This window comes from Tepidicaulis marinus (assembly GCF_000739695.1).
In the GTDB taxonomy this organism is placed as follows: domain Bacteria; phylum Pseudomonadota; class Alphaproteobacteria; order Parvibaculales; family Parvibaculaceae; genus Tepidicaulis; species Tepidicaulis marinus.
On the sequence record NZ_BBIO01000025.1, the window covers coordinates 1 to 24,519 of the forward strand.

The window sequence follows — 24,519 nt, forward strand, 5'->3', positions numbered from 1 at the left end:
CGACGCTATCGAGCCCGATGGCCTCACCATCCGCCTCAAGGACGGCAGCTTCGCGCGTGTCTGGTCGATGCGCGGCACAAGCTATGACGCCAAGGTCGAACGGGAGCAGCACACGCTCCTGCTCGGCCGGGCCTCTCTCCTCCATGAGCTTGGCAAGAAGGGGCTTTCCCTCCGGCTTTTTGCGGTGAAGCGCAAACGCCCCATTACGTATGAGGCGCACTGGCCGGCCCGCGCGCTCGGCGAGATCGGCGAGGCGGAGGCCGCCCTCTTCAAATCCTCCTACTTTGTGGACTGGTATCTGATGGCCGCCTCGGCCTCGATGCAGCCGCTGATCGATGCCGAACAGATCATTGCCGCCCAGGCCGGGGACTATGCGCCTGAGGCCGTGGCCAAGGCGGCAAGAGACGGGGAGGCCTGCCCGCTCACCGGCTTCCTCAATGGTCTGATCTCCGGCGATTACCGGCGGGATCTGCCTTCCGTCTCGGCAAGTCTCTCCGGCGCACTGCCCGGCGCGGATCTTCACTGCGACAGGGGGAGCGGTGTCATCACGGCCCATGTGCCGGAGAAGCAGCTCCACAGGGTGATCGGAGTGATAGCCTGGCCGGAGACGGTCTCGGGCCGGCTCGTCGGGGACATTCTGGCGCTGCCGGGCGATATAGAGGTCGCGCAGATCTGCGAGCCCTGGGACCGGGACAAGGCGCTGCTCATCTACAAGCGCAAGCAGCAGGCGCTCAGCGGGTCCTTCTTCGGCAACCCGGCTGCCGCAGGCGAGACGGAAGTGATCCTGTCTCTCCTCTCGGAAGGCACCTCCACACTCTTTGCCACCGAGTTCCAGATCATCGCGCGGGCCGAGACGGAGGCAGAGCTTACCAGGCTCACGCGCGGGATCTGCGAGCTGCTCGGCCATGCCCGCGTCCTCTACCGGGTCCAGACCAAAGGCGCGCCGGTTTGCTGGATGAACCGGCTGCCGTCGGTGCCGAGAGGCAAGCTGATGCCGGGCACCCGGCTGATGCTGCCGCTTGATCTCAGAGACGAGAACATCGCAGCCCTCTGGGCCATGCCGCACTCCGCGCAAGGCCTGACTTCCAGCCAGTTCGGCCCGGCGCCGGTCCGCTATTTCAGGACGCCGACGGGCCAGGCTTACGCCTTCCAGTTCCATGTGGAAGACAAGCCCCAGGCACGGGGCAATTACCTGGTCTTCGCGCCCACGGGCGGCGGCAAGTCCACGCTGATGATGCATCTCCTTGGCGGGCTCGCGAAGTTCGAAGGCGTGCGCTCCTACATCTTCGACAGTAAGGAAGGCGCGCGCTTCATGGTGGAAGCCATGGGCGGGCTCTATCAGAGCTATGACAGGCTCGCGCTTAATCCGCTCGATGTCGGGGAAGATACCCCGGCGAACCGGCAGCGCGTCTATCATATCCTCCGCGCTCTGGCCGGGGATCACAAGCTGAGCCCCGAGGAAGAAGCCGCCTTCTCCCATGCCCTCGATCTGACGTTCCAGCTTGAGCCCCCGGAGCGAACCTTGTCCGCGATCTATGGCTTTGCCTTTGCCAAGCGCTCGGCGCTGCGGCAGGTCTTTGCCAAATGGGTGATCGACGACAAGGGCAATAAAGGCCTTCATTCCCATGTCTTTAATGCGCCCCATGACAGCCTCGGGGGCCTGCTCGACCATTACATGGTCGCCATCAACATGAATGAGGCGCTGAGTGACCCGGAACTCGGGCCCCCTGTCGTCACGCATATGGCGGCCGCGATCGGCCAGTCAGCGGCGAAGTCCGCCAAAGGCTTCACCATCTTCATCGATGAGGCGGCCAAGCTCCTGCAGAACGAAGGCTTCCGGGCGCTTGCCGCAGAGATGTTCCGTGAATACCGGAAACTCAATGGCGCCGTGGGCCTTGCCTTCCAGGATCCGGCCGCGCTCCTGCGCTCGGGTATGGCCGAAGCCTTCATTGAGAACACGGCCACCTTCATCTTCCTGCCGAATGCCCAGGCGACAGCCGAGAGCTTCGAGCCCTTCAATCTCAATGATGAGCAAATGAGCTTTGTCCTCGGCCGGGCCTCCACGCGGCGCGAGCGCCGCGCGCTCATCGTCAAGCGCGATGCGGCCTCCGGCTTCGATGAGAGCGCCATCATCGATGTGGATCTCTCGCCGCTTGGGCAAAGCTTACGCTTCTACCGGGCAGGCACTGACGCCAACAAGCATCTTCAGGACCTTCAAGCCACATGGGGAGAGACATGGGCCGAACACCTCTAAAACGACGCCTGCGCACCGCCGCGCTTACGCTCTCGCTCGTCATCGGCGTGCCGTCCATGGCCTATAGCGCCATGGCCGTGGTGGACACCGGCGCCATTGCCCAGCTTGCCCAGCAGATGAACAAACTGCAGGAGCAGGTCGACCAGCTGCGCCAGCAGACCGAGTGGCTCGATACGCTGAGTAGCCAAGTCCAGGACCAGATCGATGCGATCGGGGCCATGGGCCAGCTCACGCTGCCGGCGCTGAACCTGCAGAAGCTCACCGGCCAGGTCATGCGCGATGCCCAGTGCCTGAAACCCGACTTCGAGAAGCTGATGCCGGGGCTCAGTGCGGATGAGCTGAACTTCGACTCCATCTGCGGCGGCTCGAAAGCCTACCAGAAAGCCCTCTGGTTCGATCCGATCGATCCTGAGAGCTGGCCGGAAGGCACCCTCTGGGATGAGGGCGGCACCTCTGAAGAAAAGTGGGCAACCCGTGCCAAGGCCCGCGCCGTCATCGAAGCGCGGCGCCGGGCCGTCACGAAAGACGCCGCGTCAAAGGGTATGGCGCAGGCTGACAAGGCAGCAACAGAGACGGCCGAGACAAACCAGAAGGCAAGTGAAGAGCTGGAAGCTGCCGCACGCGCCGCGAAGACGCAGCAGGACCGGCTTGCCGTCGTGGCACAGGGCCAGGTGCTCACAAACCGCCAGCTTGTTCAGCAGAACCAGCTTCTCGCGCAGCTTCTCAAAGTCCAGAGCACCATGCTCATGGAGATGAGCCTGTCTTCAACCGAGCGCGGCGCTCTGAAAAAGGAGGGCGGGGAATGACAAACGCTCACTTTGAAAGTTTTATCCGTGGGCTGCCAGGCAGTGCTTGCGTCCGCCCATCTCGTCTCACTTGCGCCGTGAGCAGTTTTTCCTGCCACTCCGACGTGGAGAGATCAGGGGCGTCGTCAGGATCATTCACATCTTCAGGCTCGGGATGTTCTTTAGTCACGGCCCGTCTCCACCGGAAATCAAAAGAACTTGTCGCGCACTTTGCGCGCCGCCCAGCGGTTCACCGGATCTTCGCCGAACATCATGATCTCGGCTGTGTGCGAGCCGCCGATCGGGCCGCGCTTCTTTTTGCGCGTCTTGGTGGATTCTCTTGCTGCTGCCGCAGCTTTCTTTTGCTCTTTAATCTCGTTTCGAGCGGCGCGGTACTGCCGCTCTTCCTCTGGCGTCATTCGTTGACGCTGAACCATGCCCTTAAAGAAATAATAAACTGCCAGAAAAGGCAGAAGAGCAATGCCGCCAATAAGCATCGCGCAATACCAAATAGGGGCAAGCATCAGAGAAAAGATGGCGCGCATCATTGGCCTGGCACGAAGGCCCTCAAGTCTCTTGTAAACATCAAGGTAGGTCGAGTGCAGGCCTTTAATGGCGCCGAACGCAAAGACCAGTCCAACAAGCCCGGCTGCGGCATACAGAACATATTCCATCTCTCTTCCTTCCCTCTAGCTGACGAGGTGTGCTGCTATGGCTGACGCCTGCTTCACCTGCGATGTCGTGAATGAATACGTCACGCTCGCCAACGCCTTTACACAAGATCTGAGCGAAGTGCTGGTCGATCCCATGTGGGTGATCTTCCTTTCCCTCGCGGGCCTCTGGATCACGGTCCACGGGATCAAGATGATCCTGGGCAAAGCCGATCTTCTAAGTTTAGCGCATGAGTTCGTCTTTGTCGTCATTGCAGCCACGTTGATGGCTGGACAAGGGCCGACACTGGTTAATCAAATCTATTCCACCTCGCTCTCGGTGATGGGCGGCGCTGCCGGCGCGGTGCTCTCGACGGCTTCTATCTCGGAGAAGACCGGCGTGACCAGCTCGAGCGCCGAGGTTGCAGCTAGCGCCTCCGGCATCTCCAATATCGATGGCATGCAAAAGCTCGTCTGGGTTGCAGAGACGGGCGTCGTAAAGGTATTCGGCCTTGCCACCGAGATCATGGCACAGGCCTCGCTTACAGATCCGACACCCCTCATTTATGCCGGACTTATCGCGCTACCCTACATTCTTCTTCTCGTCGTCTATTTTGCACAGGTGGTCGTCTCGATCTTCCGCGTCATGATGTTCGCGGCGCTCTCGCCCATTCTCATGATGCTGCTCGCCTTTGGATGGGGGCGGGGCATGGCCATGACCGGCATCAAGACACTCTTTGCCTCCTTCATGGTGCTTTTCGGCGCAACGGTCGCGCTTGCGGTCTGTCTCTATGGAGTCAAGGCACTTGCCGTTGCCGAGTACGGCGCCAACACGCCAACAGAAGTTCTCTCGCTCACAAGCTCGACGCTTTGGGTTGCGATGATCCTTGGCTGGCTCGGCACCGCCTTTATGGCCGAAGCGACCGGCATGGCGAACTCCATTGCCGGCTCGCAGCTCACCAACCAGGCCGCTGCCGTCATTACGGCCGGTGTCACGGCATCCGGCCTCGCTGCTCTCAATCCCGACACCTACAAGAAGGCCGCCAAAGGTGCCGCAGCCTGGGGCGCGGGCGGCGCGGCTGTCGGTATGGGTGCCGTAGATGGCCTTCGCTATGGAGCTAGCGCTGTCCTTGACCCAAAAGGTGCCGCAGGCGCTGTCGGTAGCAATTTGTCCGCTACCGGAAAGGCCATCATGGAACGCATCAAAACCCCCACCTTCGACCGAGGCTAACCCAAAGGAGCAACTTATGACCAACAAACCAACCCACCATGCCTTGCAGGCCATCGAGACGAAGGAGCGTGTAATCTGGAACCGCATCGGTGCGGCCTGGGTTCACGGCGACGGCAAGGGCTTCAACGTGAAGCTCGACAGCATGCCGCTCGACGGTGAAGTGATCCTGCGCGAGATCGGCGCAAAAGAAGTGGGCGACGAGACGGCCATGGAAGGAGCCTCTGCATGAAGTGGCTCGTTCCATTCTTCCTCGCCGTCCTTATGACCGGCTGCGCCGGGAACTTCGAACTGCCGCAGAACGCGGGCGAGGGCACGGACAAGATGAAGCCGAGCCCCTGCGCCTGTGCTCAGGTGCCCTTCAATTCCGAGGGGTACACATGGACTGGCTAAAATCCATCAGGCCAGGCCGCGAGGCGGAAGGGGACGCGGCGCTGCCCGGTTCCCCGCATAGGGCGGCCGTGGCAGCGGACCCTTACGCCTTCCAGGCAGCGCATCGCCGTCTTGCCTGGATGCTGCGGCTCTCGGCGGGCACGAACATCGTGCTCGGCGCGGCCGTGACGGCGCTCGTCTCGATGTTCTCGGTGATGCTTCCCTTGAAGGAGACCGAGATCGCTCTCGTGCGCACAGATCCGGCCGATGACCGGATCTACCGGGTGGAGCCCATCACCGAGAGGACGGAGGGCTTCCAGCTTCTGATGGAGTCCATGGCCAGCCGCTATGTGCAGCTCGTGCTCGCCATCGATCCCGTGACCTCAACGGAGCGTTACCGCGAGGCCTCGCGCATGACCGACCGCGCGCTGAGCGAGCGGCTGCGCAAGGAGCGCATCGAAACCGACGAAGTCAGAGATGCGATCGCTTCAGGCCTCACCCGCGAGATCCGCGTGGAGTCCGTCGACGGGATCACGAGCTTCGGCCGGGATTACAAGTTCGCTGTCGACTTCACACAAGTGGACACACGCGGCGCTGAGACCATCCAGCGCAAGAAGCTGCGTGCCTACCTCTCCATGACCACCCGTCCTCACGAGACACGCGAAGAGGACAAATACATGAACCCGCTCGGGGTCGTGGTGACGGCCATGACCTTAAAAGAACGAGGCTGACACATGCTACGCACCCGCTTTACCCCCTCTTCTCTTATGGCAGGCGCTGCCCTTGGCGCACTGCTCATCACGATGGGCGCCGCGCAGGCCGCGACACCGGCAAGTCCGATGCGCCCGCCCATTCCGCCAAACGGCACGACTAACGCGCAAGCGGCATCGGCACCTGCGCAAAGCGCCGCGCTCCCCATGCCGGATTCCGTCGCCCGCCAGGCGGCGGAGCAGGCCGACGGCTTCTTCGGGACACTGGTGCGCCCCAGGACGCCCGGCCAGATCCAGGAAGTCTGGGACCGGGCCAAACCTGAAGAGGCGGTCTACACCGCCGAGATGTGCGAGGCCTGCACCTACAAGATCCGCACGCGCGAGTTCATGGTCACGGTCATTGAACTTCCCAGGGGCGAAGAGATCGCGTCTGTCGATCTCGGGGACACTGGCGGCTTCTCGGTGAAGCCGCGCGGCAAGCGCCGCCTGGCCGTGCGCCCCGTGGGGCATGGTTATGACAGTTCCCTTGTCGTCTATGGCAAGAGCGGGGCGCTTTATCCCTTCTATCTCAGAGCCGAAGGCTTCAACGCCATGACGATCCCGGACCTTGTGGTGCGGATCGCGGGCGCGGTAACGACAGACAAGGACCTGGCGGTGCCGGGCTTTGATGAAACAGCTTCCGGGGAAACGCCCCCCATCCCGGAAGGTCTGGCCGGGGGCAAAGCGGGTGACCCCGGCCAGACCGGCGCTCGCGGCATTGTGGCCGGGCTGACCCAGACAGCGCCTGGGACAGCTGATGGTGACTTTGTCGCGAGCGCACCTTTTGATCCGAGCAAGCTCAGAGGCTGGGGCGATTACACGCTCTGGGGCGATGATGGGCTTAAGCCCGAGACCGTCTTCCGCGACGATCACTTCACCTATATCCGCTTCGGGGAGCGCTGGAAGGATATCGAACTGCCCACAGCGTACGTGGTCGTTGACGGGATCGACGAGCTCGTCAACACGCGGGTGCAGGGCTCGACCTATATCATCGAGTCGACGCGGCCGCTCATCACCCTCAAGAGCGGCGAGAGCTTCCTCTGCATCGAATATGAGGGCGAGGCATGAGCGCGTTCTGCGACATTGCTCTCGCGCTCGGCCTCACCTTCGGCGGCACCTGTGCGGCTGATCAGCCGCCGCAGAATACGCTCCCGGAAGACGACCCGGCGGCCTGGGAACTGCCGGCGCCGCCCCCGCCGCCGCAGCCGGCCCCGCCGCCCAAAATGCCGCCCATTATTATCCGGCAGGAGGTAGAGCGGCCCGCGCCGCCGCCTGTGGTGGAGCAGCCGGATCCCCAGCCGGAGACAGACCCCTTCCGCGAGGCCCTTGCCGCTGCCTGGGCGCGGCCGGGCGCCTTGCCCTCGCGCTGGGATGCACTGGCGGTGAGTGAAGAGGCGGCGGCAAAGGCCGCAGGCTTCAAGCCCAAGGCACCCGCCCCGATAAAACCTTCCGGCCCACTCGATCTCGCCTCCGTCAAGCCTTCCGATTACGCGGGGCCCCGGCGCACCTCCAGCCGCCCGGTCGACAATGCGCGGATCGTGACCGCCGACCGCTACATCACCGGCATTCTGGAGACGGGCATCAATAGCCAGGTGGGCGGCGATGAGAGCGGCACCATTGTCGTGCAAACGGCGCGCGATGTGTTCGGCTATCACGGCCGCAATGTGCTCATTCCCAAAGGCTCGCGTCTTCTCTGCTCCTTCAAGCCGCCGGCCGATATCGGGTCGTCCCGTTTGCCGCTGAGCTGCGCGCGCATCCTGATGGCGGGCCATAGGGCGGAGATCCGCGAGCTGGATGCCCTGGTCGGCAATGTCCAGGGCCAGCCGGGTGTCTCGGGCGAAGTGGACCGGCGCTTCTGGGAACGCTACGGCACGGCCTTCCTTCTTACCGGCATCTCGACCGCCGTGCGCTTCGGCAGTGCGCAAACCAGTTCCAATGAGGATGAGGAGGGCGGGTCCTCCGAGTCCGCTTCCGAGAAGGCCGCCGAAGAGCTCTCGCAGCGCTTCGGCGAGATTAGCGCCTCCGTGCTGGAGCAGACGCTCTCTCTCACCCCCATCATCACCATCCCCCAGGGCACGCGGGTCCAGATCCGGCCTGCCGTGGACTGGTACATCGCCAAAGCCGAGTAGTCAGAAGGAGTCTCCCCCCAATGCTCAATATGCCCAAGCTGCTCAAACCTGCGCTCTTCACCTCCCTTCTCTCCCTGTCGTTATTTGCCGGGCCGGTTCCTGCCGGCGCGGCCGAACCAGTGGCAGAGACCGCCTCTACCTCTGAGGAAGCGCCAGGCCCCGATGTGCAGGCACTGGCGCGCAAGGTGGAGATCGTGACGCAAACCAAGGTCATGACGGCGGTGCCGGAGAACGAGCCGCAACCCATCGACCTCTCGCTGGTGAAGGTGCCGGGCGCCGCGCCGGATCTGACGCAAGGCGTCACGGCGAATGCCTACTCGCGCTATGTGAAGGTGGAAGGCGAGATGGTGGGCCAGCTCGTGCTCTCCGGTGTCCAGAAGGATGGCAAGGCGGAACCGCTTAATACCGAGAACTTCGTCGCGCAGTTCGAGCTCGACCGGCCCGAGCTCGATGCGGCGTCCGTCATCAAAGTGGAAGGCAACCAGGAAGAACTGATTGCGGCCCTGAAGCGCCTTGCAGAACAGGACCCCGAAGAAGCAAAACGCGAGACGGCGGAAGCGGCGACCGGCGCCAGCGGCGCGCCCTCCAATGCGGCGCAGAACAAGGACGCGGCCGGATACCAGAATCCCGAAGGATTGACGTTCGAGGAACCGGAGATCCCCACGGTCAATGTGACGACGGACGGGTGCGGCATCCGGGTCGATCTGAGCCAAATGGTCGCCATCCAGCAAAGCCGGGTTGAAACGACAGAGGGCACCAAGGTCACACGCTCGGACTGTGAGGACGGCAATGACCGCTTCGCCCTGCAGCGCTCTTACTCCGTCTGCGGCGACAAGGTCGATATCGAGGGGCGCCAGGCGCAGGCGCAATACCTCCTCTATTACACAGATGCAGGCGGCACCCGGCAGGAAGTCAATGAGTGCACGCCGGACGCAGAGCAGATCTTCCCGATCGTGGAGAAGCGCTCGGCCTGCACCGTCTATCTTGATTACGCCAAAGGCGAAGCCGTGCCGCAGGCCGCCCTTGTCTATCAGAATGCCAGCAATACGGAAGTCCAGGTCAGAGGCTGCGAGGCGTCAGAGGAAGTGGCGGCCGTGCCGCTGGAGAAGACGCAGGACGGCTGCACGCTCCGGCATGATTTTGCAGCAGGCCGCTCCTATGGCCAGAGCCGTCATACCTATGAGCTGGAAGGCGTGCTCTGGCAGGCCGGGGCCTGTTCTGACGACGGCGAGGAATATCCTCACACCAAAGTCTATGAAACGCCGGCCGGTGAGCCGCTCTGCGCGCCTGTCGTCAATCAGGGGAGCGGCACGGTCACGCTGCAGTCCCGTGTCCAGATCGAGGTGGAGGGGGCCGAGCAGTTCATCTCCGAGTGCAAGCCCGACACGGCGAGCTCGGCGCTCATTGCAACGACGGAGGGCTGCACGAGCCCGGCCACCTGGACCCATGACATCTCGGCCGGGGTCTCCTATGCCCGCGAGCGCTTCTATTATCTCTGGAAGGGGGAGCGCTCTTATGTAAGCCCATGCCAGGAAAGCGCGGAGACCTACCCCCATCAGGTCGAGACGGCCGGCTGGCAGAACAATGATGCCACGCTTACCGCCTACCGGCTCTCGACCGTCTATATCGAGGGCACGGCCGAGGGGCGCTATACGATCCGCACGGCCGAGATCCTGCCGGGCGCCGAGGAAGAGCCCTATTCCTACGAAGGCGAGACCACGGCGGTGAACGGTCAGGTCTGGTATGAGGGCTGCACCGAATATGAGGGGCAGGACCGGGTCAAGATCTACACACGGCCCGATGGCACCGAGCACCGTGTGATGGTGGGCGAAGCCGCGCCTCTCAATCGCGGGAACAAGTGCGCCGTCTCCACCGAGAGCCGCACGGTCTATGCCTATACGCTGTGGGACGGCGGCAAGGATGGCTATTTTCTCGGAGCCGGATGCGCCAACCACCCGAACAACTGCCCCTGGCGTTCGTACTGGGTCCATCTTCCGTCGTCGCGCCAGGTGACGGGTCTGAGCTCCTATAACAACTGCGTCACGCTTGGGCAGGGCATCACCATGACCCATTACGACCGGCGGCAAAGCCGCCAGGTAACGCAGTTCCCGGACGGCACAAAGCAATATGGCAGCTGGTCAAATGAGGGTGCGCCTTACGTGCGCGTTGCAAAGAGCTGTCCCGGGATCGGGATCATCAACTAGGGGCCCGGCCATGCATCATCCCAATCCGCTCTTTGCAAAGCTCCTGGCGCCGCTCTCGGCCCATTATGCGGACCCCTCGACCGTCGAGATCCGCATGAGCGGCCCCGGCTGCGTCGTGACCGAGCGCCGGGGCGAGGGCAAGCGCCGCGTACAAGATGAGGGTCTCACGCTTGCCGTGATCGAGTCGATCGCCCGCTCGCTGGGCAATCATTACGGGCTCACCTTTGATGCAGATGAGAGCCCCAAGCTCTCCTGCATCTTGCCGGAAAGCCATCGCTTCGAGTGCCTGGTCGGGCCATCGGTGCGTACCGGGCTCTCGCTTGCCATCCGCTGCAAGCATCTCTTTACCCCCGCCTGGGAACAGGCGGGGGTGAGCCCCGCCATCCGGGCATATCTGACGGAGATGATCCGGGCCGAGGCCAACATGATCATTGCCGGAGCGACCAATACCGGCAAGACGACGCTGCTCAATATGCTGCTTGAGACGATCGATGCGAACCGGCGTGTGGTCGCTGTTGAGGACACACCGGAGCTTCATATCGAGCGCTTCTGGGACGGCGTCGGGCTCATTGCTGCCAGAGAGGCCGGAACCGGCGCGGGTCTTCTCGACTGGCGCCAGCTCTATGATCACCTGATGCGCATCACGCCGGACCATATCCTCTTCGGCGAAATCTCAACCCAGAACGCTTTTGCAGCCCTTGCCGCCCTCAACTCGGGCGTTACGGGCTTCATGTGCACGATTCATGCGGAAAGCCCCTGGCAGGCGATCCACCGGAAGTTCGATCAGAACATTGCCTGGTCGGGCGCCGCCATGCCGCGCGTGCCGGAGTTCCTCACAGAGCTTGTGGACGTCGTGGTGCAGATCAAGCGCAGCTCGGACGGGTTCCGGCGCATTACCGACATCTGGGAGCCGCGCCGCGATCGCTGGGTCATGAAAGACGGAAAGGAACAAACCGCATGAACACACTCGATCCTTCTACCGCGCTTGGTGTGGTTGCCGGGGCACTCCTGGAGCTTGCCCCTGCAGGCGGAGCGTTTGAGGCCTCCGGCTTCAAGGCAATCTTTGTGGCAAGCGGCGGCCTCTCCGCAGTCCTTCTGGGGCTATGGATCCTGCTCTCGATGCGCTTGCCGCGTCCCTCGCAAGCCGCCGCCTTTGTAGCGGGTCTGTGTTTTTTGTGGACCGCGCTCATTCTCATGCTCGATGCCTTCCTCGCAGTGCAAGGCCTGCCGCGCCTTTCCTGGGCGGCGCTTGTGATCGGATATGCTGCCTTTGCCGGTCTGGTCCCGGGCTATTTTGCGGCCTTCCTGATGGCCGGTCTCTTCCGCATGGCCGGTCATGTACTCGCGTCTGGCGCACAGAAGCTTGAGACCCGGGTAAGCACCTGGATCGAGGCAAGAAAGGCAGGCCGGTAATGCTGGCTGCGCGTCTTGCCCTTGTCGCCGTCTTTGCTGTCGTGATCGCGGCCGTGCTTCTCCAGTGGCACTGGTCCGTGGGCTTCGACCCGCTGGACGCGCGCTGGTGGGAATGGGCCTTTAAGAGCGCGGCACACCCGGCCGGTCTCCCGGCCGAGATGGTCTCGGCGGCGATCTGGACGGGGAGCGCGGGTGTTCTCGCCATGCTGGGCGTGGCGGCGCTCGCGGCCCGTGTCTCGGCCCGCACGCTCTCAGGCGCGCGGGACGCCGATGAGCTGCACGGCACCGCGCGCTGGGCGACGCGCAAGGATGTCAAAGCCGCAGGCCTCTTCTCCGAGAAGGGCGTCACGGTCGGCGGCTGGAAGGGACGCTTGAGGACAGAGACGCTCCGCCATGACGGGCCGGAGCATGTCATGGTCTTTGCGCCGACGCGCTCCGGTAAAGGCGTGAGCCTCATTCTGCCGACGCTGCTCACCTGGCCTGAAAGCGTCTTCGTCCTCGACATCAAGGGCGAGAACTTTGCGCTGACGGCCGGATGGCGGGCTTCCCAGGGGCACCGCATCCTGAAGTTCGAGCCGACCAGCCCCGATTCGACGGTGCGCTTCAACCCTCTGGCCGAAGTGCGGCTCGAAGGCGGCCGGGACATTGCCGACTGCCAGAACATCGCCGCCATGATCATCGATCCGGACGGCAAGGGTCTCAGGGACTATTGGCGCCAGGAAGGCTGGACCTGGCTCTCTGTCGTCATCCTCCATGTGATCTACCGGGTGCTCAGAGATGAAGGCCGGGATGCGTGCCTTGATGATGTGAACACCTTCGTCTCCGGCGTCATCGAGGAGGGCACGGGCGAGGACAACTTCGAGGCGCTCCTCGATGACATGATCGCCTTCGAGCACGGCAAGGCGCATGTGGACAAGGAAGTGCGGCGCGGGGCGGCGCGCATGAAGATCAAGGCCCCGCAGGAACGCTCGGGGGTGCATTCCTCGGCGATCACGCAGCTCGCCCTTTATGCCGATCCCATCATTGCGGGGAACACGGCAGAGAGTGACTTTGCGCTGGCCGATCTCGTGAACGGCGATGAGCCTGCCGCGCTCTATCTCATCATCCGGCCCTCCGACATCGACCGGCTCAGGCCCCTCATCCGCATCATCATGAACATCCTCCTGCGCAGACTAACGGAGCGCATGGAGTTTGAGGGCGGCAAGTCGATCGACACCTATAGGCACCGCCTTCTCCTGATGCTCGATGAGTTCACCGCGATCGGCAAACTCGAAATCTTCGAACGCGCCCTTGCCTTCATGGCGGGCTATGGCCTGAAAGCCTTCGTCGTCGTTCAGGACATTGCCCAGCTGCACCAGGCCTATGGGCGCGACGAATCCGTCATGTCGAACTGTCATGTGCGCATCGCCTTTGCCCCGAACCGCATCGAGACCGCCAAGCTCCTCTCCGACATGACCGGCAAGACGACGGTGGTGCAAAAGCAGCGCTCGCGTTCGGGCAAATTGGGTCATTTGGGCTCGGTCTCGGACAGTCTGCGCGAGACCGGCCGCCCGCTTTTGACGCCGGATGAGTGCATGCGCCTGCGCGGCATCGAAAAGCACGGCCGCAAGATCATGCCCGGCGAGGCCCTCATCTTCTCTGCGGGCTCCCCGCCGATCCGGGGCCTGCAGCGCCTTTACTTCCAGGACAAGGAGCTGGCGCGCCGGGCCGCAATCCCGGCGCCGCCCGTCCTTCCCAAATCACCCGCGCCCTCTCTGCAACAGGAGACCCCCCATGAGAGAGACTGACGATAGTTCTGCAATCGGTGAGACGGTCTGGCGCCGTCTTGCCTCGGCCACGATCCCGGCGCTTGCCGTGAGAGGCCCCGTAGCCGTCGATCCCGACCTTGCCGATGAGATGGGCGCCTTTGAAGAGACCGCGCTCTCTGAAGAAGACGCGCTCGACAGCCTGATGGATGAGATCGCGCTCTCCGCAGAGGGAGGCGCCCATGGCTGAGGTACAACAGAAGGGTCCCACCTGGCGGGAGACCGTCATCGAGGAGCTGGTGCGGCATATCGAGGAAGGTACCGCCCCCTGGCAAAAGCCCTGGGACCCCAATCTCATCCGGGACCGGGCGCATAACCCGGCCAGCGGCACCGCTTACAAGGGCATCAACTCGATCTGGCTCGATCTGCAGCCTTATGCGGACCCGCGCTGGATGACCTACCGCCAGGCGGCTGCTCAAGATGCCCAGGTGCGCAAGGGCGAGAAGGGCACGAAAATCGAGTTCTGGAAATGGGAAGAGCGCCGGCAAAAGCTGAATGAAGCCGGCCGGCCGCTGACCGACAGCGAGGGCAATGCGCTTTATGAGACGGTGCACCTTGAGAGGCCCAAGGTCTTCTATGCGACCGTCTTCAATGCCGAGCAGATCGACGGGCTGGAGCCTTACAAGGCCCCGGAGCGGACCTTCGAGCCCGTGGAAGAAGCCGAAAAGGTGCTGGCGGGCGGCGGCGTGCCCATCCATCACGACCAGACCGACAGGGCCTTTTATGCCATCAACAAGGACGCGATCCATCTGCCGAGGCAAGAGGCCTTCGGGACGGCCTATGAGTATTACGCCACGGCGCTCCATGAGCTGGGGCATGCGACCGGCCACAAAAGCCGGTTGAACCGCGCGTTCGGTGCCTTCGGGTCTGAGACGTATGCCCGTGAAGAGCTGAGGGCGGAGATCGCCTCCTATCTCATCACGACGGAGCTGGGGCTCGGGCACTTCCCGGAGCGCCATGCGGCCTATGTGCGCTCCTGGGCGAACACCATCAAAGAAGACCCGGCCGCGCTCTTCCGCGCGGTCAGGGACGCGGAGAACATCCGCAGCTGGGTGCTTGAACCTGAAAAGCGTCTCAGCCTTGAACTCTCCCACAAGAAACAGGCCGAACAGGCGCTTGCGGCCGATGAAAGCCCCAGGAAGCAAAAGGAGGCGCAATTGGACACTCCCGGCGGCGCGGAACAAGAACCGCCGAAGCGCATCTATCTTGCCGTCCCTTATGAGGAAAAAGACGCGGCGAAAGAACTCGGCGCCCGCTGGGACCGGGGCCGCAAATCCTGGTATGTGCGCGCGGGGACCGATCTTGAGACGGTTGCCAAATGGCTCCCTCCGGAAAACGCCCCGAAACGCGAGGCGCCCTCCGTCTCGCCGCAGGAGGAGTTTGCGGAAGCTCTGGAAGCGAACGGCCTCAAGCTCAAAGGCGCGCCGCAGATGGACGGCAAATGGCACCGGGTCCCGGTGGAGGGTGACCGCAAGGGCCAGCTCTCCGGCTCCTACCGGGGCTTCCTCGACGGGCGGCCTGCCGGTCAGATCATGAACTACAAGACCGGCGAGAAAGCCGTGCAATGGGTGGCGACGGGCTCGCGGCTCGACCCGGAAGAGCTTGCCCGCGTCAAAGCCGACTCCCAGGCACGCCGCGCAGGCCTTGAGGCGGAGATCGCCGAAACCCAGGCCAGGACCGCCAAGCGCGCCTATGCCGTCTACATCAACGCGGAAGAGGCCCCGCAGAACCACCCTTACCTTGAGAGGAAACAGGTCAAGGGCCACGGCCTGAAAGTGGATGAGAACGGCAATCTGCTGGTCCCCATGCGTGATGAGAAGGGCTTCCTCTGGAACCTGCAGGTGATCCGGGAAGACGGCACGAAACGCTTCCTCAAGGGCGGGCGCAAGACCGGCCTCATGCATGTGATCGGAGAAGGCGATGGACCCCTCCTCATTGCCGAAGGCTATGCGACGGCCGCAAGTCTTGAGAAGGCGACCGGCCGCCAGGTCGCTGTCGCCTTCGATGCCGGGAACCTTGGTCCCGTCGCCGAAGCGCTTAAGACAAAAGAGCCGGAGCGGCCCTTGGTGATCGCGGCCGATGATGACCACGGCAAGGAGCGCAATGCGGGCCTTGCGCGGGCGCGGGAGGCGGCCGAGGCCGTGAAAGCCGAGTTGATCGTGCCGCCGCTGACGGAGGCCGAGAAAGCCAAGGGCCTCACCGACTTCAATGACATCGCCCGCGAGCGGGGGCCGGAGGCACTGAAAGCGCATCTGGCATTGCTCGTCCAAAACAAGGCACCCGAAAAGCAGAAAGCCGCATCCCCTGCCAAAGCCCGATCGGGCGAGGCATTGGGGCTCGGGGTCTGACCACGCACACCGGCTGGCGGCGTACTCACTATGCCGCCAGCTTCTTCCTCTTCCACTTCCGGATGCGTTGCCCATGCTGATACATCTTCTTCCTTGCCTGATGGCCTGCCAGAGGACCGAGCCGCCCTGCGCACTTGTGGACTTCCACTGCGATGATCTGGGGCTTCACCTGAAAGGCGGCGCAGAGCTTGCGGCCCGCCGGCCCTATCCAAACAAGAACTGGCTGATTGCCTGTCCGCACAGGGGCCGGAAAGCCATTGTCGGCTTCTTTATCGAGACCGCAGTCCCGCTCACTGCCTTCACCACGCTGACCCGCTGGAAGGCGGCCGGGATCGGTGTGATTGAGCATGAGGTCCGCTATGAGGTTCTCGACCAGGACTTCGATGCGCTCACCTCCAATATGTTCCTCTGGTACGGCACAGACAAAACCCGGGGCGGCTGGGCACCGCGCTGGCCGGAGGCGGCAAAAGGCTGGACGCCCATGCTGGCGCAGCCGCGCATGGAGCTCACCAGCCGCCGCAGACAGGGGGACTACAAGGACCGCGTGCAGGACGGCCGGATCATGGCACGGCAGGAAGTGGTGGCCCTGCACACGGTCCCGCGCGCGCGGCTTCTGAGCCCATCACCGCACGACCTGCTCTCGGGGCGGATGCCTGCGCTCGAGAGCGCCTTCCACACTCATGAACCTGCCTGAAAGAAAGGACCCCTCATGCCTACAGAGAAGCGATGCAAGGACTGCGGCAGCACCGAGATCCATTGCCAGATGCTCGCCCACTGGGACGCAGAAGAAGATGACTGGGTAATGGGCACGCCCGTCGATCCGCCCTTTTGCGGCGATTGTCATTCCTTCGAGATTGAGGATGTGGAGGCGGATTAGGCCTCTCTTCCCCCCCTGAAACCGACGTACCCTCTGGCCCGCACGGGCAGGCAGATATAGACTGAGCCTTACCGGATATGACGCAAAGGAGACCCCCATGCCGAAGAGCTATCTGTGCGAAAAAGAGCGCCAGGAACTGCAGGCTGAGCGGGTCTCTGAGAACATGACGTATCTCATTGAAGCTCAAGAGGCCTTCAGTGCCGGAGACCGGGAGACCGGCCGCGCCTGGCTGGCTCTTGCCGAGATTCCGGCGCCCGCTCTTCTTGCGCTCAAGCGCGTGGAAGGAGCCGACTATATCCGGGCCAGAGGCTTGCGTACCGAGACAGCGGAAGCAGCCTATGGCAAAGACTGGCTTGATCGAGACCTTTAACGACACTCTTCTTCTCGAAAAAAGTTTTACCCAGGAAGTCGATCGCACAAGGGCCGCAAAAGAGCGGGCCGCCGTGCGCGGCACACTTCTGGCTATCGTTCAGGATGCGCGGCGATCAGGCGATCTTGAGACGATCCTCACGATCGAGCGCCGCTTCCTGGAAAACGACAGGGCGGAATATGTCAGCAGCCGGGCGATGCGCTCGAGCCTCGATGTGGCACTGGCCGAGCTCAAGATCGCCGAGCGGCATATCGAGCTGGTCAAGGACCCGGTCCAATACAGGCTCATAGACGAGGCGCACAGCCTGCCCAAGCGGCGCGTCGGCGGCCTTCCGAAAGACGAGGCGCGTCTCTTCTTCGGGTCTCATGCCACGCGGCTCCTCAACCAGGACAAGTCCCGGCTCGACCGCCAAGAGAAACAGATCATCGAGGCGCGCAAGCAGAACATGCGCGCGGGCGCAAAGCTCTATGAGGCGCGCCAGCGCCAGGCGTTGGGGCTTGAATCAGCGCCGAACAAGAAACGTGGGCGTGACCAGGGCATGGAGTTCTGAGCGATGGCAACCACGCAATACCGTCTCTCCGTCACGCTCACGCCGGAGGAACGGGACCATATTGATGAGCTTGCCGGGAAACTCCATCTGAACCGCTCGGAAGTGGTGCGCCGCGTCGTGCTCGCCAAGCGTCTGCCGGACCCCACGGAGTTCGTGGCCTGGCAGGGCATAAGGGACCTTATGAAGGTGAATGCGGACCTTGCCCGGCTGGGGAACCTCTTCAAGCTCGCGCTCGATGAGGAACCGCCGGAGAGCCTCATAGAGCGGCTGGACGGCCTGGCCGCCGAGTTATCGGAGACACAACAGCAACTGAAAGCAGCAGCCCTGGAGATCCGCGCGCTCGTCCAACGGGGGCGAGCATGATCGCAAGACGCCTGCCCAAAGACAGCCAGATCGCCGACAACTTTACGGCGCTGGGCAAATATATTGCGGCTGCCAAAGACGAAGGCGAGAAGCTGGACCGGCTCTGGATCGCGGGCTGTGATGCGGGAGAAGAGCTGGGCGATCTTGATGCGGCGCTGGCCGAGATCGAGGCGGTCAGAAAACAAAAGCCCGACACGAAAAACAAGACCTATCATCTGCTCGTGTCGTTCCGGCCGGGCGACCAGGAAAAGCTCTCAGACGAGGCTCTTAAAGATATCGAGGCTGAGTTTGCAGGCGCGCTGGGGCTCTCGGATCATCAGCGCGTCGCAGGTACGCATATCAATACCGACAACTTCCACATGCATGTGGCCTATAACCTGGTGAACCCTCATACGCTCAAGATGGCCTACCCTCGTCATGACTTCCGGGCCCTCGCCAGGACCGCCCGCGCCCTTGAGCAGAAATACGGCCTTGCGATCGATCCCGGTATGACGGACGGCAAGGAACGCGGCCGGGAGGGCCTCTCACCGCAAGCTCACGACTATGAGCGCCACACCTGGCAGCAATCATTCCAGCGGTACATGCTGGAGAACAAGGCAGAGATACTGGAGGGCATCGAGAAGGCGAAGGACTGGCAGGCGCTCCACGAGGGGCTTTCTGCCCACGGGGTCACGCTTCGCAAACGAGCCAACGGTCTGGTCTTTGTGGAAGCGCGGGAAGGCAAGCAGGCCATGAAGGCCAGCGCTTTCGATCGTTCTTGCTCGAAGCCTGCGCTGGAGAAACGCCTAGGGCCGTTTGAGGCTTTGAAGAAGGAGAAGGCCGTCGGGATCGACCAGACCGTATCCAGGAGCCGTTATAATGCTCGCCCGCTTCTAAGGAGGCATCCGGCGACGGCGCCGCTCTGGCGGCGTTATCTAACGGCAAGAAAGCCCCTTGCGAGACGCCCGGGGTTGATCGGTCGGGCGCTCGGGAACTGGAAGCTGTTCCTGCTAACCGAGGCTTACAACGACCCTATGGCCATGGTGCTTATTCTGGCGCATCAGGAAATGATATGCATGCTATTCGGAAAAACTAACGGCAGTTCGCTGAAGACGATGCCCAAGGGCCTTGCCGGGCCTCTCACGCATTGGTGGATGAAAGCCCCAGCAGACAGCAAAGCCGTCCAGACGGAGACGCCAAGGAAGTCTTCAAAAACGCGGGAGCCGGACATAGTCGATGAAAAAGGAAACATGGTTGGGTTTCGCCGCAATGAACGGGAAATGGTGGTGGGTTTAACTGCCATATCGTCGGAGGGAAGACTTTTGATCGTAGATGTCCCCGCCCTCTTGGATCGCAAGAGACGACGTCAGTTTCCTATGCAGCGCGACAAATTTTAATTTTCAGTTCTTGTGACCGGCATACTCGTCTCTTCCGTCAGATCGTCTGCCTCCAGCTTCCTATCCCTTCCATCAGCTCGACCTCTTATTTCAGAAAAATTCTGGTTCAGCTTCGCACGAACATCTTCTATGTCCCTGTTTGCCTGCTCCAAACGATTCACAAGCGAGATATTCTCTTTCGACAAATCGAACAGTTTCTCTTCTAAGTAAAACTGTTTCTGGGCCAAGCTACTACCGGTGGTCAACATGAGACCAACATATCCAAGCAGCACACTAACAAAGAGGGACACAATGAATGCGCCACCGGCAATATTGCGAACCCTTCTATTAGCCTGCCTCAAGGCCACCTCACGGACACGCTCCTCAATACCTGCGAAGTACAACGCTAGCGCATCTATCTCTTCTGCATTTGGCTCATCACGAGTCTTCTCACCGGTCCCTGCGAAGCGGGTACTGAGCGGCCTACTTGACTCCGAATCGAGCTCAAAAAGCATCAAAGTTCCAACCGCGTCTTTTTCGCGCACAAAGCTAACCGGACGTGCGCCCATGTTAATAATGGTGAACCGAAGAGGTCCTGAATGCCCAGGGTCAATATGGCCAATATTTGCTACTAGAATGCCTTTTGAGGACAAGCGCGATGGAGGGAATACCAAGCCTCCAAACTGGCCAGAAAGAGTCACCCTCTCAAAGGTACTCACGATCACGGAATGTCCGGGGCTTAACTCATAAGACGTGTGGCCGTTCCTTTCACCTCCCATTCGGCAAGGCCCTTTCGTCCCTGGCACATATATGTAGCCAACGTGCAGATCGATGGAAGAAGGCTGTACAGGCGAATCTTTCGAAAACCAGGCTTCGTCATTTGGCGCCTTCTGCCCCCAATCGCCCGGCAAGGGGTGTACGGCCTTGTTTACCAGAACCTGCGTTAGCAACGTTTTATCTGACAGCATCACCATTTTCTTTCCCTGCCCGCCAAAAATTCTCAATTATCCCAGCTACCGCTTCGAAGTCCTGCTCTTCGTCAGGTTGCTCAACGATAATGTCCACAACTCGCGCCAAACCGGAATCGGGGTTGAAGCCTATGGAGAGACCGGCCTGCTTAGCCAATTCGACGTCATTTACGCCATCGCCAATAAATACGACCTCGCTCAGGTCGGCTTGATACTCACGCGCTAAAAGGTACATGAAATCAACTTTTCCATACCAATCCGATGGCAAGAGATTCCAATGCACAACCTCGCCTCGCTGGTCGAAATAAAGCTCACAGCCAGCAAATAAATGCTGCGCACCTAAAGCAATTTGCACTGGCTCCGCAATGGCTTTGAGCGCACCCGTAACAATTGCGAGAACTCCACCTTGACTATGAATACGCTGAGCAAAGCGCTGCGCTCCACACACGATTTCAATGTTACTAACGAGGGTCTCGATGTCGTTCTTGTTTAAACCGTAGCGCAAGAGCATTCTGACGGTTTGATCCATCCATGTGACATAATCTGGGATATCGCCACTCAGCCAGCGAGCGTGACTACGCTCCTCCTCCCGCAAACATTCGGGACCCAAGAGCTGGGCAATCGTCTGCCACATACTCTTGGGAACATCCGTATCAAACAGTCTAGGTACTTTGATCAAGGTACCTTCCAAGTCCAGCACAACGATCTTTTTAGGCATAATCAACTCTCGGCGTCGCATGTGGTCCGGCGACCTCTAAATAGATCGCTCTGCCACAGCGCTCAATTCCCAATTGCACCATAGCCAAGACAGAGGCTGCTAGCGAATTTTGGGAGTTATCTACTCCGTCAATGTCGGCGGGTTGGCTAAACGGAAAATACTCCAGGGGACGGTAAACTCCCTTTCTGTCCCAATAATTCCCAGCTAAGATTCCCTCAACGAATCAAAGGAGCGCCCCATGGAATTCAGGATACTCAGGGAAAAAAACGGCCTGACAATCGAGGAGACGGCCGAATTCCTCGGCGTGACCCCGAAAACGGTCCACAGGATCGAGAACGGAGAAACAGCACCGCGCAAGGCTTATGTCGCCATGCTGGAACGGCGCCTTGCGGACCGTATGGCAGAGTCGGTCCCGGATACCCATGAATTCACGTTCATCGATCTCTTCGCCGGCATCGGCGGGATGCGCCGAGGATTCGAGGATGCGGGCGGAAAATGCGTCTTTACCTGCGAATGGGACAAATATGCCCAAACCACGTACCGGGCGAATTTTCCGGATGAGCACGAGATCGCAGGCGACATTACCGCCCTGGAGATGGACGAGATTCCTGCACACGATGTCCTTCTTGCGGGCTTCCCTTGTCAGCCCTTCTCGCTTGCCGGTGTCTCAAAGTTCAACTCTCTGGGCCGCCAGCATGGCTTTATGGACAAGACGCAGGGGACACTATTCTTTGAAGTCCTGAAAGTCCTCAAACACCACCGGCCTGCTGCATTCCTGCTGGAGAACGTCAAGAACCTGAAAAGCCACAATCGCGGCGATACGTTCCGCACGATATGCGGTGCGCTTGAGGATGATCTCGGATACCGGATCAGCTACCGGATTATCGACGCTAAAGGATATCTGCCGCAGCACCGGGAACGGATTTTCATCGCAGGATTCCGGGAAGATACCGAGTTTGATTTCGACAGCTTCGATTTCGCCGATCCCTCAAAAGGTCCAAAGCTGGATAGCATTCTGCACAGCCCTGATGAGGAAATGGAAGACCCCTATACACTGCTGCCCGCAGTCCGCCGTTCAAATGCGGTAAGCATGGTTAGCCCCAAGTACACGCTCTCCGACAAGCTATGGGGTTACCTCAAGGCCTATGCGGAGAAACACAAGGCGAAAGGGAACGGATTTGGATTCGGCTTGTGCGGTCCAAACGACACTGCACGCACACTTTCGGCGCGTTATTACAAGGATGGAAGTGAAATTCTGATCCGTAGAGCAAAGGGGAACCCCCGCCGCCTGACGCCGCGGGAATGCGCGCGTCTTATGGGCTTTGATGACGAAAATCACCGAATGATCATTCCAGTTTCGGACACACGTGCCTACAAACAGTTCGGAAATTCGGTGGCCGTCCCAGTTGTCCGGGAGGTGGCCCGCTGCATGAAACCGCATATCCTGCAAACACTTCATTCTAACGAACACTCTGAGACGGCCCGCAAGCTCGGCAAGCTGAGACCTGCGGCCGACTGAGCGGTTGCATGGCAGACATAGTTACCACCGAGGTCCGAAGCCGCATGATGTCCGGAATCCGGGGGAAAAACACCAAACCGGAGCTTGCTGTCAGGAAGGCGCTACACAGGCTGGGCTTTCGTTACAGACTTCATGACCGGTCACTGCCGGGCAAGCCGGATTTGGTGTTTCCAAAGTACCGGGCCGTTATTTTTGTGCACGGGTGTTTCTGGCACGGGCACGACTGCCATCTTTTCAAATGGCCCAAAACAAGGCAGGAATTCTGGCGCAATAAGATCGAGAAAAACCGCTCAAATGATGCCCGGGCGATTGCGGAACTGGAAGAACAGGGCTGGCGTGTTGCTGTAATCTGGGAATGTGCGCTGAAGGGCAAGGAACAGCAGCCATATGAGCTCGCAATTGAGAGATGCACCGTGTGGCTTTCCTCGACGAGACCGGAAATTGAAATCAGGGGGACAGGAAAGTCGTGAAGAGGGGGCAGCTTTCAGACTATTTCGCTGGCGTGGCAGTCAAAAAATTGAGCGCAGTAGAAACGTCACCAAATCGATCAAACCAGCATGAGTTCAACGCATCTAACCAGCTGCGGCGCATCTTTGGCGATGATGACCGGAAGGACATACCGACAAAGTTCGTCTGGTTCGGGAAAGAGGACGAGTTCGAGACTGCAGAGGGAAGCATCTCTTGGTATGATGCGCGTCGGCGACATCCGATCCGGACTGAGTACCGACTGTACTATTCGGGCAACAATGTCACGGACTCCATGACAGAGGCTGATGCCTTCTTTCTGGCGTTACGTCCCGACGGTTCCGCGATGGTCATTGTTGCCCCCGATGGTGGGACAATAGAAAGCCAGTTGCTTTGGCTCTTTGGCCTCGATGCGCAACCCGACTTCCAGTTTCAGGCACAGCAGGTAGAAGGAAAGGCTGACACAGAACTCTGTTTTGCCGCACGCTATATTTTGGAAGAACTCGGAATTGAGGCTGACGAACCCGAGGCTGATCGGCTGGACAGTCTCATTGAGCCTTTCGGACTGAAGTTTCCGACAACACGTATATTCTCGGAGCTTGCGCGTTCGTCTTTACCTGAAGTCTCCGCGCTTGACGATCCGGACCTAGCGCTTCTTGAGTGGATTGATCGGGAAGAGCAGCTTTTTAGAAGGCTCGAGCGTCGGATAGTTGCCGAGCGCATCAGGAACGGCTTTCTTCAAGCCGACGAGGTAGATGTGGACGGATTCCTGTCGTTCTCGCTCAGCGTACAGAACAGAAGAAAGTCGCGCGCGGGCTCTGCGCTGGAAAACCACCTTGAAGCGATATTCCAAGGGTTTGGGATTAGATATTCTAGGGGAGCTGAAACGGAAAACAGGAACCGCCCTGATTTTCTTTTTCCGGGGCAGGAAGAATACCGGGATTCATCATTTCCAACTGAACACCTTACGATGCTCGGCTCCAAATCCACGCTCAAGGATCGCTGGAGACAAGTTTTGTCAGAGGCAGAACGCATAGACCAGAAACACCTTCTTACACTTGAACCGGGAATCTCCGAGCACCAGACCAACGAGATGAAGGCAAAGAAACTGCAGCTTATCGTGCCTCTGAACTTGCAATCAACCTATCGGCCGTCCCAACGAGACTGGCTGTTTAGCGTTTGCGACTTTCTCGATCAGGTGCGATTGCGGCAGGAAGGGTAAGAATTTCCTTGCAGCAATTTCCTAACAGTCTACGGCTTCAAACCACCTAGCGATGTCAGACTTAAATAGATAAAGCATCAATATAACCTTGCATCTAATCAACCCATTCACCCGAAAACTTATCGCTCTTTTTGCACGCTCCATTCGTGAACCAATCGCTTACGAACCTCAGAGG

General features: G+C 60.6%; 26 protein-coding genes. 23 read left to right on the top strand and 3 right to left on the bottom strand.

The genetic code is table 11. From position 1 onward, the window contains the following. Together M2A_RS18240 and M2A_RS15945 are read left to right on the top strand one after the other, a co-directional pair. The coding region (locus M2A_RS18240; protein WP_045449576.1) for a VirB4 family type IV secretion system protein at positions 1 to 2,254 on the top strand (2,254 nt) is incomplete at its 5' end. Continuing rightward, positions 2,236 to 3,060 carry a hypothetical protein gene (locus M2A_RS15945; RefSeq protein ID WP_045449577.1) on the top strand — a complete coding sequence of 275 codons (825 nt, stop codon included), beginning with the start codon at positions 2,236 to 2,238 and terminating at the stop codon, positions 3,058 to 3,060. The genes M2A_RS18240 and M2A_RS15945, both read left to right, overlap by 19 nt. 188 nt (positions 3,061 to 3,248) lie before the next feature. Here M2A_RS15945 and M2A_RS15950 read toward each other — a convergent pair whose 3' ends face one another. Continuing rightward, positions 3,249 to 3,713 (bottom strand): hypothetical protein, encoded by a 465-nt coding sequence (locus M2A_RS15950; protein WP_045449578.1) that lies wholly within the window; start codon positions 3,711 to 3,713, stop codon positions 3,249 to 3,251. 37 nt (positions 3,714 to 3,750) lie between these two features. On the opposite strand from M2A_RS15950, the gene M2A_RS15955 reads away from it, so the two are divergent. The 18 genes from M2A_RS15955 to traI all read left to right on the top strand — a co-directional run bounded on the left by M2A_RS15955 (position 3,751) and on the right by traI (position 19,473). Beyond that, positions 3,751 to 4,920 (top strand): hypothetical protein, encoded by a 1,170-nt coding sequence (locus M2A_RS15955; RefSeq protein ID WP_045449581.1) that lies wholly within the window; start codon positions 3,751 to 3,753, stop codon positions 4,918 to 4,920. Between the two features lie 16 nt (positions 4,921 to 4,936). Beyond that, a complete protein-coding gene (locus M2A_RS15960; RefSeq protein WP_045449583.1) occupies positions 4,937 to 5,149 on the top strand; it encodes a hypothetical protein in 213 nt (70 codons plus the stop codon). Next, positions 5,146 to 5,310 (top strand): hypothetical protein, encoded by a 165-nt coding sequence (locus tag M2A_RS18245; RefSeq protein WP_197052972.1) that lies wholly within the window; start codon positions 5,146 to 5,148, stop codon positions 5,308 to 5,310. The genes M2A_RS15960 and M2A_RS18245 overlap by 4 nt, the downstream gene beginning before the upstream one ends. After that, positions 5,298 to 6,020 carry a VirB8/TrbF family protein gene (locus M2A_RS15965; RefSeq protein WP_045449585.1) on the top strand — a complete coding sequence of 241 codons (723 nt, stop codon included), beginning with the start codon at positions 5,298 to 5,300 and terminating at the stop codon, positions 6,018 to 6,020. Before M2A_RS18245 ends, M2A_RS15965 begins: the two co-directional genes overlap by 13 nt. A gap of 3 nt (positions 6,021 to 6,023) precedes the next feature. Beyond that, positions 6,024 to 7,106: a TrbG/VirB9 family P-type conjugative transfer protein gene (locus M2A_RS15970; protein ID WP_045449587.1), complete on the top strand. Its 1,083-nt coding sequence runs from the start codon at positions 6,024 to 6,026 to the stop codon at positions 7,104 to 7,106. Next, positions 7,103 to 8,167 (top strand): TraB/TrbI/VirB10 family type IV secretion system protein, encoded by a 1,065-nt coding sequence (locus M2A_RS18485; RefSeq protein ID WP_045449589.1) that lies wholly within the window; start codon positions 7,103 to 7,105, stop codon positions 8,165 to 8,167. Before M2A_RS15970 ends, M2A_RS18485 begins: the two co-directional genes overlap by 4 nt. A 20-nt stretch (positions 8,168 to 8,187) precedes the next feature. Beyond that, positions 8,188 to 10,371 (top strand): hypothetical protein, encoded by a 2,184-nt coding sequence (locus M2A_RS15980; protein ID WP_045449591.1) that lies wholly within the window; start codon positions 8,188 to 8,190, stop codon positions 10,369 to 10,371. Positions 10,372 to 10,381: 10 nt separating this feature from the next. Then, positions 10,382 to 11,332 carry an ATPase, T2SS/T4P/T4SS family gene (locus M2A_RS15985; RefSeq protein WP_045449593.1) on the top strand — a complete coding sequence of 317 codons (951 nt, stop codon included), beginning with the start codon at positions 10,382 to 10,384 and terminating at the stop codon, positions 11,330 to 11,332. Continuing rightward, on the top strand, positions 11,329 to 11,784 hold the full coding sequence (locus M2A_RS15990) for a hypothetical protein (protein ID WP_045449595.1): 456 nt from the start codon (positions 11,329 to 11,331) through the stop codon (positions 11,782 to 11,784). Before M2A_RS15985 ends, M2A_RS15990 begins: the two co-directional genes overlap by 4 nt. Then, a complete protein-coding gene (locus M2A_RS15995) occupies positions 11,784 to 13,571 on the top strand; it encodes a type IV secretory system conjugative DNA transfer family protein (protein ID WP_045449597.1) in 1,788 nt (595 codons plus the stop codon). Before M2A_RS15990 ends, M2A_RS15995 begins: the two co-directional genes overlap by 1 nt. After that, on the top strand, positions 13,558 to 13,779 hold the full coding sequence (locus M2A_RS16000; protein WP_045449600.1) for a hypothetical protein: 222 nt from the start codon (positions 13,558 to 13,560) through the stop codon (positions 13,777 to 13,779). Before M2A_RS15995 ends, M2A_RS16000 begins: the two co-directional genes overlap by 14 nt. Beyond that, entirely contained in the window at positions 13,772 to 15,937 is a 2,166-nt protein-coding gene (locus M2A_RS16005; protein WP_045449602.1) for a zincin-like metallopeptidase domain-containing protein, read from the top strand. Before M2A_RS16000 ends, M2A_RS16005 begins: the two co-directional genes overlap by 8 nt. 73 nt (positions 15,938 to 16,010) lie before the next feature. Beyond that, positions 16,011 to 16,631, top strand: a complete 621-nt coding sequence (locus tag M2A_RS16010) for a DUF6012 family protein (protein WP_045449604.1) — start codon at positions 16,011 to 16,013, stop codon at positions 16,629 to 16,631. A gap of 15 nt (positions 16,632 to 16,646) precedes the next feature. Further along, complete coding sequence (locus M2A_RS18080) at positions 16,647 to 16,814, top strand: hypothetical protein (protein WP_156101800.1); 168 nt, start codon at positions 16,647 to 16,649, stop codon at positions 16,812 to 16,814. A 97-nt stretch (positions 16,815 to 16,911) separates the two neighbouring features. After that, complete coding sequence (locus M2A_RS16015) at positions 16,912 to 17,184, top strand: hypothetical protein (RefSeq protein ID WP_045441516.1); 273 nt, start codon at positions 16,912 to 16,914, stop codon at positions 17,182 to 17,184. After that, positions 17,153 to 17,734 carry a hypothetical protein gene (locus tag M2A_RS17640; RefSeq protein ID WP_156101801.1) on the top strand — a complete coding sequence of 194 codons (582 nt, stop codon included), beginning with the start codon at positions 17,153 to 17,155 and terminating at the stop codon, positions 17,732 to 17,734. Before M2A_RS16015 ends, M2A_RS17640 begins: the two co-directional genes overlap by 32 nt. 3 nt (positions 17,735 to 17,737) lie before the next feature. Continuing rightward, positions 17,738 to 18,097, top strand: coding sequence for a plasmid mobilization protein (locus M2A_RS16025; protein ID WP_052379563.1), 360 nt, complete (start codon positions 17,738 to 17,740; stop codon positions 18,095 to 18,097). After that, on the top strand, positions 18,094 to 19,473 hold the full coding sequence (traI, locus tag M2A_RS17645) for a TraI/MobA(P) family conjugative relaxase (RefSeq protein ID WP_052379564.1): 1,380 nt from the start codon (positions 18,094 to 18,096) through the stop codon (positions 19,471 to 19,473). Before M2A_RS16025 ends, traI begins: the two co-directional genes overlap by 4 nt. Here traI and M2A_RS18085 read toward each other — a convergent pair. Next, a complete protein-coding gene (locus tag M2A_RS18085) occupies positions 19,470 to 20,426 on the bottom strand; it encodes a dCTP deaminase domain-containing protein (protein WP_156101802.1) in 957 nt (318 codons plus the stop codon). The two genes, traI and M2A_RS18085, sit on opposite strands and share 4 nt — an antisense overlap. After that, positions 20,407 to 21,138 carry an HAD family hydrolase gene (locus M2A_RS16040; protein ID WP_197052973.1) on the bottom strand — a complete coding sequence of 244 codons (732 nt, stop codon included), beginning with the start codon at positions 21,136 to 21,138 and terminating at the stop codon, positions 20,407 to 20,409. Before M2A_RS16040 ends, M2A_RS18085 begins: the two co-directional genes overlap by 20 nt. Before the next feature lie 238 nt (positions 21,139 to 21,376). Here M2A_RS16040 and dcm point away from each other — a divergent pair, with 238 nt between their 5' ends. From dcm to M2A_RS16055, 3 genes are read left to right on the top strand one after another with little or no spacing between them, the layout of a single operon-like run. Next, entirely contained in the window at positions 21,377 to 22,657 is a 1,281-nt protein-coding gene (gene dcm / locus M2A_RS16045; protein ID WP_045449612.1) for a DNA (cytosine-5-)-methyltransferase, read from the top strand. 8 nt (positions 22,658 to 22,665) lie between these two features. Continuing rightward, a complete protein-coding gene (locus M2A_RS16050; protein ID WP_045449614.1) occupies positions 22,666 to 23,127 on the top strand; it encodes a very short patch repair endonuclease in 462 nt (153 codons plus the stop codon). Beyond that, on the top strand, positions 23,124 to 24,344 hold the full coding sequence (locus tag M2A_RS16055) for a type II restriction endonuclease (RefSeq protein ID WP_045449617.1): 1,221 nt from the start codon (positions 23,124 to 23,126) through the stop codon (positions 24,342 to 24,344). The genes M2A_RS16050 and M2A_RS16055 overlap by 4 nt, the downstream gene beginning before the upstream one ends. Positions 24,345 to 24,519: the final 175 nt, after the last annotated feature.

Excerpts from the sequence above, each read along its gene's own strand:
- M2A_RS15990 (WP_045449595.1), top strand. The coding sequence starts at position 11,329 with ATGAACACACTCGATCCTTCTACCGCGCTTGGTGTGGTTGCCGGGGCA.
- M2A_RS18245 (WP_197052972.1), top strand. The coding sequence starts at position 5,146 with ATGAAGTGGCTCGTTCCATTCTTCCTCGCCGTCCTTATGACCGGCTGC.
- M2A_RS15980 (WP_045449591.1), top strand. The coding sequence starts at position 8,188 with ATGCTCAATATGCCCAAGCTGCTCAAACCTGCGCTCTTCACCTCCCTT.
- M2A_RS15960 (WP_045449583.1), top strand. The coding sequence starts at position 4,937 with ATGACCAACAAACCAACCCACCATGCCTTGCAGGCCATCGAGACGAAG.
- M2A_RS16015 (WP_045441516.1), top strand. The coding sequence starts at position 16,912 with ATGCCGAAGAGCTATCTGTGCGAAAAAGAGCGCCAGGAACTGCAGGCT.
- M2A_RS18085 (WP_156101802.1), bottom strand. The coding sequence starts at position 20,426 with ATGGTGATGCTGTCAGATAAAACGTTGCTAACGCAGGTTCTGGTAAAC.
- M2A_RS16025 (WP_052379563.1), top strand. The coding sequence starts at position 17,738 with ATGGCAACCACGCAATACCGTCTCTCCGTCACGCTCACGCCGGAGGAA.
- M2A_RS17640 (WP_156101801.1), top strand. The coding sequence starts at position 17,153 with ATGGCAAAGACTGGCTTGATCGAGACCTTTAACGACACTCTTCTTCTC.
- M2A_RS15970 (WP_045449587.1), top strand. The coding sequence starts at position 6,024 with ATGCTACGCACCCGCTTTACCCCCTCTTCTCTTATGGCAGGCGCTGCC.
- M2A_RS15985 (WP_045449593.1), top strand. The coding sequence starts at position 10,382 with ATGCATCATCCCAATCCGCTCTTTGCAAAGCTCCTGGCGCCGCTCTCG.
- M2A_RS15955 (WP_045449581.1), top strand. The coding sequence starts at position 3,751 with ATGGCTGACGCCTGCTTCACCTGCGATGTCGTGAATGAATACGTCACG.
- traI (WP_052379564.1), top strand. The coding sequence starts at position 18,094 with ATGATCGCAAGACGCCTGCCCAAAGACAGCCAGATCGCCGACAACTTT.
- dcm (WP_045449612.1), top strand. The coding sequence starts at position 21,377 with ATGGAATTCAGGATACTCAGGGAAAAAAACGGCCTGACAATCGAGGAG.
- M2A_RS16005 (WP_045449602.1), top strand. The coding sequence starts at position 13,772 with ATGGCTGAGGTACAACAGAAGGGTCCCACCTGGCGGGAGACCGTCATC.
- M2A_RS16000 (WP_045449600.1), top strand. The coding sequence starts at position 13,558 with ATGAGAGAGACTGACGATAGTTCTGCAATCGGTGAGACGGTCTGGCGC.
- M2A_RS16010 (WP_045449604.1), top strand. The coding sequence starts at position 16,011 with ATGCTGATACATCTTCTTCCTTGCCTGATGGCCTGCCAGAGGACCGAG.
- M2A_RS16050 (WP_045449614.1), top strand. The coding sequence starts at position 22,666 with ATGGCAGACATAGTTACCACCGAGGTCCGAAGCCGCATGATGTCCGGA.
- M2A_RS15965 (WP_045449585.1), top strand. The coding sequence starts at position 5,298 with ATGGACTGGCTAAAATCCATCAGGCCAGGCCGCGAGGCGGAAGGGGAC.
- M2A_RS15950 (WP_045449578.1), bottom strand. The coding sequence starts at position 3,713 with ATGGAATATGTTCTGTATGCCGCAGCCGGGCTTGTTGGACTGGTCTTT.
- M2A_RS15995 (WP_045449597.1), top strand. The coding sequence starts at position 11,784 with ATGCTGGCTGCGCGTCTTGCCCTTGTCGCCGTCTTTGCTGTCGTGATC.
- M2A_RS18485 (WP_045449589.1), top strand. The coding sequence starts at position 7,103 with ATGAGCGCGTTCTGCGACATTGCTCTCGCGCTCGGCCTCACCTTCGGC.
- M2A_RS15945 (WP_045449577.1), top strand. The coding sequence starts at position 2,236 with ATGGGCCGAACACCTCTAAAACGACGCCTGCGCACCGCCGCGCTTACG.
- M2A_RS16040 (WP_197052973.1), bottom strand. The coding sequence starts at position 21,138 with ATGCCTAAAAAGATCGTTGTGCTGGACTTGGAAGGTACCTTGATCAAA.
- M2A_RS18080 (WP_156101800.1), top strand. The coding sequence starts at position 16,647 with ATGCCTACAGAGAAGCGATGCAAGGACTGCGGCAGCACCGAGATCCAT.